This is a genomic window from Dolichospermum sp. LEGE 00246, from assembly GCF_015207865.1.
Taxonomy (GTDB): Bacteria; Cyanobacteriota; Cyanobacteriia; order Cyanobacteriales; family Nostocaceae; genus Dolichospermum; species Dolichospermum heterosporum.
The window spans coordinates 1-7476 of sequence record NZ_JADEWA010000267.1 but is presented as its reverse complement, the minus strand read 5'-3'; the positions used below and the strand labels follow the sequence as shown (position 1 = coordinate 7476).

Genomic DNA, 7476 nt, shown 5'->3' with positions numbered 1-7476 from the left:
TGGCAAACGGCATCAGGCGGGGAACCGTACATCTAAGGTAATACCTGAAAAGCGGATATTATTCGAGCAGTTGTGTTTGCAATTATTCGATTAAGAATCCCCGTGTCTTTAGACCGGGGAGTGTCAAACATAATGTATGATCATATAAAAATTTATCAAAACAATTCCTCATCATCAAAGTGTCCTATAATCCAGAAATACACCATCGCCGTTCTATCCGATTAAAAGACTACGATTACACCCAAGAAGGCGCGTATTTTATTACCATTTGCACCAAAGACAAACAATGTATATTTGGTGATATCAAAAAAGGGGAAATGAAGTTAAACTTACTAGGAACAATTGCTGCTGAATGCTGGCAGGAAATACCCCAACATTTTCCCCATGTCAACTTAGATCTATTTGTGATTATGCCCAATCACATTCATGGGATATTATGGATAGTTAACACAATTCCCAAAGAAGACAAAACCAACAGTTATGGTAAAATGATTCCCGGATCAATTCCTACTGTCATCAGGTCTTATAAAAGTGTTGTTACTAAGAAAATTAATATTATTTGCCATCAAAAAGGAATATCTTCTGTATGGCAAAGAAATTTCTATGAACATATTAATCGTAATGAAACATCTTTGGAAGAAATTAGAAAATACATTGTTAATAATCCTCTAAATTGGGATAATGATGATGAAAATATAGGGACAAATATTCAGGAACAACGATTATTATTAGATATACCTTTTTAGATAAAATCTTCCTTTTGTTGCATATATTGTAGGGGTTTAGCATTGCTAAACCCCTACGGTTGTGGGAGAATGTTAATATTCATGTATCACTTGTCTGTAATTCATGGAGAGCGATCGCTGTTTTAATGGATGATGAGAGAGCGATAGCGAAGCGCTCCGCAGGAATCGCAGTATAATGTAAATAGCTTTTACCCTATATTTTTATGACATTAACCGAAATTTTACCATCACTACAAAAATTATCTCATCAAGAAAAAATTAAAGCTATTCAATTTTTAGCCACAGAATTAGCTAGAGATGAACAAAATCCAGATTTTCTTGAAAATGGTAAAACGTATGAAGTTTGGTCGCCTTATGATGCTTTTGCAGCCGAGAAAACTTTAACTGATATGTTACAGCAACATTTACAAGCAGAAACAACAAAGGTATCGCCTTTCTTTCGTTATGAAAAATGAAATGCGATCGCTTTTCTGTAGCTATGGAGAATGCGATCGCTATTCTCTCATCAATATTTGTAGGTAAATTTAGGCTTTTAGCAATGAAAAGTCAATAATTAACCAATATATTCAATTTCACCTAAGTCATTGATTAATATAAGTGATCCCACAGATAAAGATGAAAGGATGTCACTAATTTTTTCCATCAGAGGAACTAAATGATTAGGATGAGTGCTAGAAGAATCTAAAATAATCATTCTCAACGTTTTACCTGTTAAATTTTGCTGATAGGGTAGATTTTATCGGCTGTAATGAAAGCATCAAAAGGATGTTTTTCAGCTAAATTAATAATTTGTTTATCCTTGAAACCGCGCCATCCCATATCATTGACGTTATAAATTATATAACCTTTACTTGAAAAAGGTTGTTTGAGTTTTTTACTTAGAAGATTTTCGTCTAATAATATAATCATTAAGCACAACGTTCCTGAGCGATGATCAATTTAGCTGCATTTTCTAAGACTTTCATAGTTTGAGTCTCCAGATAGGGAAAATCATTAATAAACTCAGCTAATCCTCCCTCACTTTCCAGATAGTCAAACAATGTTTGTAAAGGAACACGAGTTCCCACAAAAACCGGAACTCCACTCATAATTTCAGGATCGGAGTGAATAATACCTTGAGTTTTTAATAAGTTGTTTAGTGTCATATTTCCTTCAAGACATAACTTGATTTTTTTATTATAACAGTGATAAATACGGTGAGCGAACTGATAAGTCAGCGCTTGCGCTATTACTACTCATCTATCGTCAATGATTTGAAGGAGTTTAGCAATGCGCTTTACCCCTAATGTAACCTCTGCACGAGGGTTCTGGCTTGTTCACTGATAGCTTGCCAATTGCCCTGTAATACTGATTCTGTGGGGAATAATTCGCCACTTAACCCCACTGCTACTGCACCGACTTGTAAAAAATCTTGAGCATTTTCTAATGTTATACCCCCCGTAGGAATTAAGGGAATATGCCCAAGGGGTCCCTGTAAACTCTTGATATAGCTAGTTCCGCCCACTGCTTGCACCGGAAACACCTTGACACAACTTGCACCATGATTCCAAGCGGTAATAATTTCTGTGGGTGTCAATGCACCGGGAATAATGGGGATATTTGCGGTTAATGCAGCTTGAATCATATCTAGATCAGTGTGGGGACTGAAGAGAAATTGCGCCCCGCAGGCGATCGCCTCTTGTAACTGTTGAACATTAAATAAAGTCCCCGTACCAATCATACAGTTAGGTAATTTAGCGCGGAGTTGGGTAATTAATTCTGGTGCGCGATCGCTATTCCAAGTAATTTCAATTAACTGCATTCCTCCAGATGCTACAGCTAAAGCCATTTTCTCACCCCATACCATCTTCGGGGCGCGAACAACAGCGATCGCTCGATGTAATTTTAACTGTGACAACCAAACTTGATTAGACATTTTTACCGTAACTTAAACAGCATCAATTAAACTGGTAAGACATCGTGAAAATGTGTATAGTCACAGTAACGATGTCCATCAGGCCTATGGTACATAATATCTACAAATTGATGATTCCACAGAATCTTATTATACTCAACATGGTTGAAATATGGACTTTTGGAAAATTAGGAAAAACCTAGATTTGTAGGGATTTAGCTCTTGCTTTACCCCTAGTAGTTCGTCAAATTTATTTTGACGGGTAATGAGTTTCATCAATCCCAATCAGCAAAATCTGATGTTAGCTTAATAATGCTGAAGTTATCTCATACAGAGGACTGGACTCATCAATAATGTGCATTACCGTCCAAGATAAAGAAAAAAGCATCTAAAAAAGAACCTGGTTTAGCATTAGGGACTTCCAAGAAATAAATTATCCTGATTAACGAACCACAGAGGCGCAGAGGACACAGAGGAATAAGGGTTTGAGAGATTTTTGCGTTAGGTGGTTGAGTATTTTTTTATTTGGAAGTCCCTTAGCAATACAATTTCCTCCTAACCAATAAGGGAACACCAAAAAATAAATTACCCAATTTTGTGGGATGGGCATCCTTGCCTGTCCTTGATGATTAACAGGCTTTTCAGCCCGCACCACAAGAAATTTTTGGGTATTTTTTTAATTGGAAGTCCCTAAGCGATCGCAAATAAAATATTAATAGCCACATAAGTGCCACAAATCAGCAGAAAAAGCCAATCGAAGGAATCGTCAGCAACAGATAGTAAAAGTCTGGTCAATGGTAAGATGACTGAAGATAAATATATTTAATCAAAAATGAATCGAATTTTTTGGATTACCGCCTTAATTGCCTTTATTAATTCCCTGAGTTTTACAATTCTCATCCCCATAATTTATCTTTATGGTAAACAATTTGGTTTAAATGATTTCCAAACCAGTTTATTATTCTCAACATATTCTATTGCTCAGTTTTTCGCCACTCCTGTAATTGGTAAACTCTCCGACAGATTTGGGCGAAAACCATTATTAATAATCAGTTTAGCCGGAACAGTAATTGCTAATACTATCGCAGGAACTGCCACAACAGCAACATTACTATTTCTAGCCAGATTTTTAGATGGTATCACAGGTGGAAATGCTTCAGTTGCCCAAGCCGTTATTTCTGATGTTTCCAGTCAAAAAAATCGCGCTCAGGCATTTGGGATTTATGGTGCGGCGATGGGATTAGGATTTATTGTTGGTCCAGTTATGAGTTTAGTAGCACAGCAAATTTCTTTAGGAACGGCATTTTTAGTTTCCGGTGCAGTTGCTATGATAGCGATGTTAATGACAATCTTCTTATTACCAGAAACTTTACAAAATAAATCTCCGAAAGCTACGAATATCTTTGATTTAGGGCTAGAAAATTTAATTAAAGGCTTTGCCATGCCAGGAATTGGCATTTTATTATTCATTAACTTTTGCACCGGGACAACATTTACCATGTTTACCTATGCATTCCAACCATACTTTATCCAAGTTTTACATCAAAATAATAAATCTTTAACACTATTATTTTTAGTTTTTGGCACATTAGGAGTAATCATGCAAACTTGGGGAGTATCTGTCCTCAGTCGTAAATTTAATGTTGTCAAGATATTATTTTTAGGCTTATTTGTTCGCAGTTTATCATTTTTGTTAATGCCTGTTTGGCCTAGCATCAATTACTTTATTGTAGTTAGCATCCTATTTGCGCTTTTTAATGCCCTAGTCCAACCCATGATTAGTACATTGATTTCTCTCAATGCTCAACCACAAGATCAGGGAACTGTATTAGGATTAAACGCATCCTATTTGAGTATTTCCAACGGTATTGGTCCAGTGATTGCGGGGATGATAGTTCACCAATCCCAACCCATTACTTATGGCTATCCTTTATATCTAGCAGGAGGTTTAACATTTTTGGTTTTAACCTTAGCCATAGGTACGCGCAAAAGATATAGCAGGGCTATTTAAGCGTTAAATTATACTATTGACAATATTGACAGTTAGTACACCTTGTCAATATTGTTACTTTCGTGTAATATACATCATTGTTTGTAATTGTAAAAGTACCATTTTGCAACAACTTTTCTCAGTCACAAATTCAACATTATCCCAATAACTACACCAGGCAAAAATATGTTGTTTTTTTTCAAGTTGATTGATTACTTGTTAGCCGCAGTTGCGATAACATCAGGCTTCATTATTTATGTTGATTCTAGTAATCCACAATATGTAACTGCTGCCTCCGTCGCTTTAACCGTTGCTATTGGTTTATTTCTTTTCAATAGACAATCGGTAAATAATGCTAAAAAGGAATCACAAAAAACTGACCTTTCCAAAAAAGCTGAACTCTATACATCTCTATTAAGCAATGGTACTACATTAGACTATAATACAGTTTTACCAGCACGAGCCAAAGCTTTAGAATATTGTCAAGAGTTGATTGACGACTATAAAAGTTCTCGAAATCTTGCCAGAACTCTTTACTATGTTTTGCAAATTTCCACCGTTATTTTGTCAGGTGTGACACCGATTTTAGTGTTGGTAGATAAATTAGAGGCAGGACAAAGTTGGTTAAAATGGCTGCCTGTTATTTGCCCAGCCGTTGCTTCCATTGTTGCTAGTATCGTTACCTCATTTCCTTTTGAGAAAAATTGGATGGCTGCTAACAAAGCCGTTGAATTATTAGAAGCTGAACAGGAAAAGTTTGTTTTGGGAATTAGCCCAGCCTATCGTTGTTATGATATTTCAGAAGAAGGTAAACAACAACAAAGAGTAAGTCAGGCAATAGAACTATTCATTAATCAAGTGAATAATATTCACCTCCAACTAGTTCAACCAAACAGTGATTCAGAACAGGGAAATCAAGAAAAACAAGAGTCTCCACAATCTGAAGAATCAACTACAGAACAAAAAGTAGCTGCATAGTTTTGGTGTAATCACCAATTTAGGGGCGCAGGATATATCAATCTCTGGGCGCAAGCCCTGCGCCCCTACGGAATTTCTGAATGATTAAAAATGTCAGTTATCCCTGACATTACGGTTTATTGTAAAAAAATAGTTAGAATAGTATAGACACTCTTTTCTAGAGAGTCAACCTACTCGTGATTCTGAATTAATTGCAACTTTGTATGAATTTAAATAGCCCGTCTGCCAATTCTTCCGATACATATTCCCAGCGTTTGGCAGACATCGTGGGAACACTGATCGCTTTGATCACTCTCACTTTACCAGTATTTATCATTGCCCACTATTCTTCTGTTAATGTTGAAAACAATCAACCATCCCTCACTTACAATCTATCTATTCGTGGAGATTAAAATATACAGCAGAATTTAAGACTTAAAGCAGAGGATTAGGGGCAGGGAGTTTTCTTCCCTGCCTTTTTTGCGGATCATTTATGAAATTTACGAGTATTTTAGAAGGAATGTTGAGGAAGAGATCCACAATGTTTTAAGATCTTACACTGGGAGCGAAAATGGCTGCTACCGCTGATTCACTTTTAGTAAAGGAGTTTTATTGTGGATTTATCTTTGATTCCCGCCCAACCAAAGCCAGGTGTAATTAATGTTCTGATTGAAATTGCTGGTGGAAGTAAAAATAAATACGAATACGATAAGGATTTACAAGCATTTGCCCTAGATCGGGTTCTCTATTCTTCAGTTAAGTATCCTTATGATTATGGTTTTATCCCAAATACCTTGGCTGATGATGGCGATCCGTTAGATGGTATGGTGATCATGGATGAGCCAACATTTCCCGGTTGCGTTATTGCCGCTAGACCGGTTGGTTATTTGGAAATGATTGATGGTGGCGATCGCGATGAAAAAATTCTTTGTGTTCCCGATAAAGATCCGCGCTATGCTCATGTATTGTCCCTTAAAGACATAGCCCCTCATAAACTGGAAGAAATTGCCGAGTTTTTCCGTAGTTATAAAAATTTGGAAAAAAAGGTAACACAAATTCTCGGTTGGCAGGATGTTGATAAGGTAGCCCCCTTAGTCGAAAAGTTCATTCAAGCAGCTAAAGCTAAAGCATAATAGATTATGGGTGATGGTAATGTGAATTACTCATTACCCACTAAGTAATTGGACAAAAATATTTACAGTCATTGCGAGCGAAGGGAAGCAATCACAACCCTTGGAATTGCTTCATTTCACTTCTTTCCATTCCCAATGACATTGTGTAATTAATTCTGTCTGACTACTTAAACCGATTATTCTGGAATAATTAGTAAGAACCTACTGATCTCATTCCCCCATCTCACACTGGTTGCAAAAAAAAATTTAAAATCAAATGCAGCGCACTCTCTTATCAGCAAAAATTCATAACTGTACACTCACAGCGGCAAATATTAATTATGTGGGCAGTATCAGCATTGATGAGGTTCTCTTAGCAAAAGCTGGTATATTCCCTTACGAGCAAGTACAAGTAGTGAATATTGCTAATGGTGAGCGTTTTATTACTTATGCTATATCGGCTCCAGCTAATTCAGGAGCTATTGAATTGAATGGAGCAGCCGCACGTTTAGGCGTAGTTGGCGATCGCTTGATTATAATGACTTACGGGCAGTTTACTATGGAAGAGTTAAAATGTTACTCTCCTACTGTTGTCATTGTCGGTGAAAAAAACCAGTTATTAGAAGTGCGACATTATGATGATCTGCTTAGGATCGTGGATTAAATAACCTGTAATTCTGGTTTAGCGGTGTAATTCCATTGCGGCAAGAATTCATCAAAAACAATCTTCATGTTTGATTTGAAATCAAGAGCCACTTTTCGACCTGTTTGATAGGT

At 36.6% G+C, this 7476-nt stretch carries 11 protein-coding genes; 7 read left to right on the top strand and 4 right to left on the bottom strand.

Annotation, left to right across the window (positions count from 1 at the left end):
• The first annotated feature begins 179 nt into the window (after positions 1 to 179).
• Together IQ228_RS16795 and IQ228_RS16790 are read left to right on the top strand one after the other, a co-directional pair.
• On the top strand, positions 180 to 746 hold the full coding sequence (locus tag IQ228_RS16795) for a transposase (RefSeq protein ID WP_027404158.1): 567 nt from the start codon (positions 180 to 182) through the stop codon (positions 744 to 746).
• A 203-nt stretch (positions 747 to 949) separates the two neighbouring features.
• Positions 950 to 1201: a hypothetical protein gene (locus IQ228_RS16790; RefSeq protein ID WP_051424430.1), complete on the top strand. Its 252-nt coding sequence runs from the start codon at positions 950 to 952 to the stop codon at positions 1199 to 1201.
• 98 nt (positions 1202 to 1299) lie between these two features.
• Here the strand turns inward: IQ228_RS16790 and IQ228_RS26720 are convergent, their stop codons facing one another.
• The 4 genes from IQ228_RS26720 to IQ228_RS16775 form a co-directional block, all read right to left on the bottom strand.
• The gene (locus IQ228_RS26720; RefSeq protein ID WP_228043920.1) at positions 1300 to 1440 is read right to left on the bottom strand and encodes a hypothetical protein; all 141 of its coding nucleotides are present in this window, start codon (positions 1438 to 1440) and stop codon (positions 1300 to 1302) included.
• 17 nt (positions 1441 to 1457) lie between these two features.
• The gene (locus IQ228_RS26715) at positions 1458 to 1655 is read right to left on the bottom strand and encodes a DUF5615 family PIN-like protein (RefSeq protein ID WP_228043919.1); all 198 of its coding nucleotides are present in this window, start codon (positions 1653 to 1655) and stop codon (positions 1458 to 1460) included.
• On the bottom strand, positions 1655 to 1891 hold the full coding sequence (locus IQ228_RS16780) for a DUF433 domain-containing protein (protein ID WP_027404159.1): 237 nt from the start codon (positions 1889 to 1891) through the stop codon (positions 1655 to 1657). The genes IQ228_RS26715 and IQ228_RS16780 overlap by 1 nt, the downstream gene beginning before the upstream one ends.
• 137 nt (positions 1892 to 2028) lie before the next feature.
• Positions 2029 to 2661: a bifunctional 4-hydroxy-2-oxoglutarate aldolase/2-dehydro-3-deoxy-phosphogluconate aldolase gene (locus tag IQ228_RS16775; protein WP_027404160.1), complete on the bottom strand. Its 633-nt coding sequence runs from the start codon at positions 2659 to 2661 to the stop codon at positions 2029 to 2031.
• An 811-nt stretch (positions 2662 to 3472) separates the two neighbouring features.
• Between IQ228_RS16775 and IQ228_RS16770 the strand changes: the two genes are divergently transcribed.
• The 5 genes from IQ228_RS16770 to panD all read left to right on the top strand — a co-directional run bounded on the left by IQ228_RS16770 (position 3473) and on the right by panD (position 7363).
• Positions 3473 to 4651: an MFS transporter gene (locus IQ228_RS16770; protein ID WP_193963620.1), complete on the top strand. Its 1179-nt coding sequence runs from the start codon at positions 3473 to 3475 to the stop codon at positions 4649 to 4651.
• 165 nt (positions 4652 to 4816) lie between these two features.
• Positions 4817 to 5608 (top strand): DUF4231 domain-containing protein, encoded by a 792-nt coding sequence (locus tag IQ228_RS16765; protein ID WP_035083214.1) that lies wholly within the window; start codon positions 4817 to 4819, stop codon positions 5606 to 5608.
• A gap of 203 nt (positions 5609 to 5811) precedes the next feature.
• Positions 5812 to 6000, top strand: a complete 189-nt coding sequence (locus IQ228_RS16760; RefSeq protein ID WP_027404162.1) for a hypothetical protein — start codon at positions 5812 to 5814, stop codon at positions 5998 to 6000.
• Positions 6001 to 6201: 201 nt separating this feature from the next.
• Complete coding sequence (locus IQ228_RS16755) at positions 6202 to 6720, top strand: inorganic diphosphatase (RefSeq protein WP_027404163.1); 519 nt, start codon at positions 6202 to 6204, stop codon at positions 6718 to 6720.
• Positions 6721 to 6976: 256 nt separating this feature from the next.
• Positions 6977 to 7363 (top strand): aspartate 1-decarboxylase, encoded by a 387-nt coding sequence (gene panD, locus IQ228_RS16750; RefSeq protein ID WP_193963618.1) that lies wholly within the window; start codon positions 6977 to 6979, stop codon positions 7361 to 7363.
• The last annotated feature ends 113 nt before the right edge of the window (positions 7364 to 7476 follow it).

Bases quoted from the DNA above. Each gene is read 5' to 3' on its own strand.
- IQ228_RS16780 (WP_027404159.1), bottom strand. From the start codon at position 1,891: ATGACACTAAACAACTTATTAAAAACTCAAGGTATTATTCACTCCGAT.
- IQ228_RS26720 (WP_228043920.1), bottom strand. From the start codon at position 1,440: ATGATTATTTTAGATTCTTCTAGCACTCATCCTAATCATTTAGTTCCT.
- IQ228_RS16765 (WP_035083214.1), top strand. From the start codon at position 4,817: ATGTTGTTTTTTTTCAAGTTGATTGATTACTTGTTAGCCGCAGTTGCG.
- IQ228_RS26715 (WP_228043919.1), bottom strand. From the start codon at position 1,655: ATGATTATATTATTAGACGAAAATCTTCTAAGTAAAAAACTCAAACAA.
- IQ228_RS16770 (WP_193963620.1), top strand. From the start codon at position 3,473: ATGAATCGAATTTTTTGGATTACCGCCTTAATTGCCTTTATTAATTCC.
- IQ228_RS16775 (WP_027404160.1), bottom strand. From the start codon at position 2,661: ATGTCTAATCAAGTTTGGTTGTCACAGTTAAAATTACATCGAGCGATC.
- IQ228_RS16790 (WP_051424430.1), top strand. From the start codon at position 950: ATGACATTAACCGAAATTTTACCATCACTACAAAAATTATCTCATCAA.
- IQ228_RS16760 (WP_027404162.1), top strand. From the start codon at position 5,812: ATGAATTTAAATAGCCCGTCTGCCAATTCTTCCGATACATATTCCCAG.
- panD (WP_193963618.1), top strand. From the start codon at position 6,977: ATGCAGCGCACTCTCTTATCAGCAAAAATTCATAACTGTACACTCACA.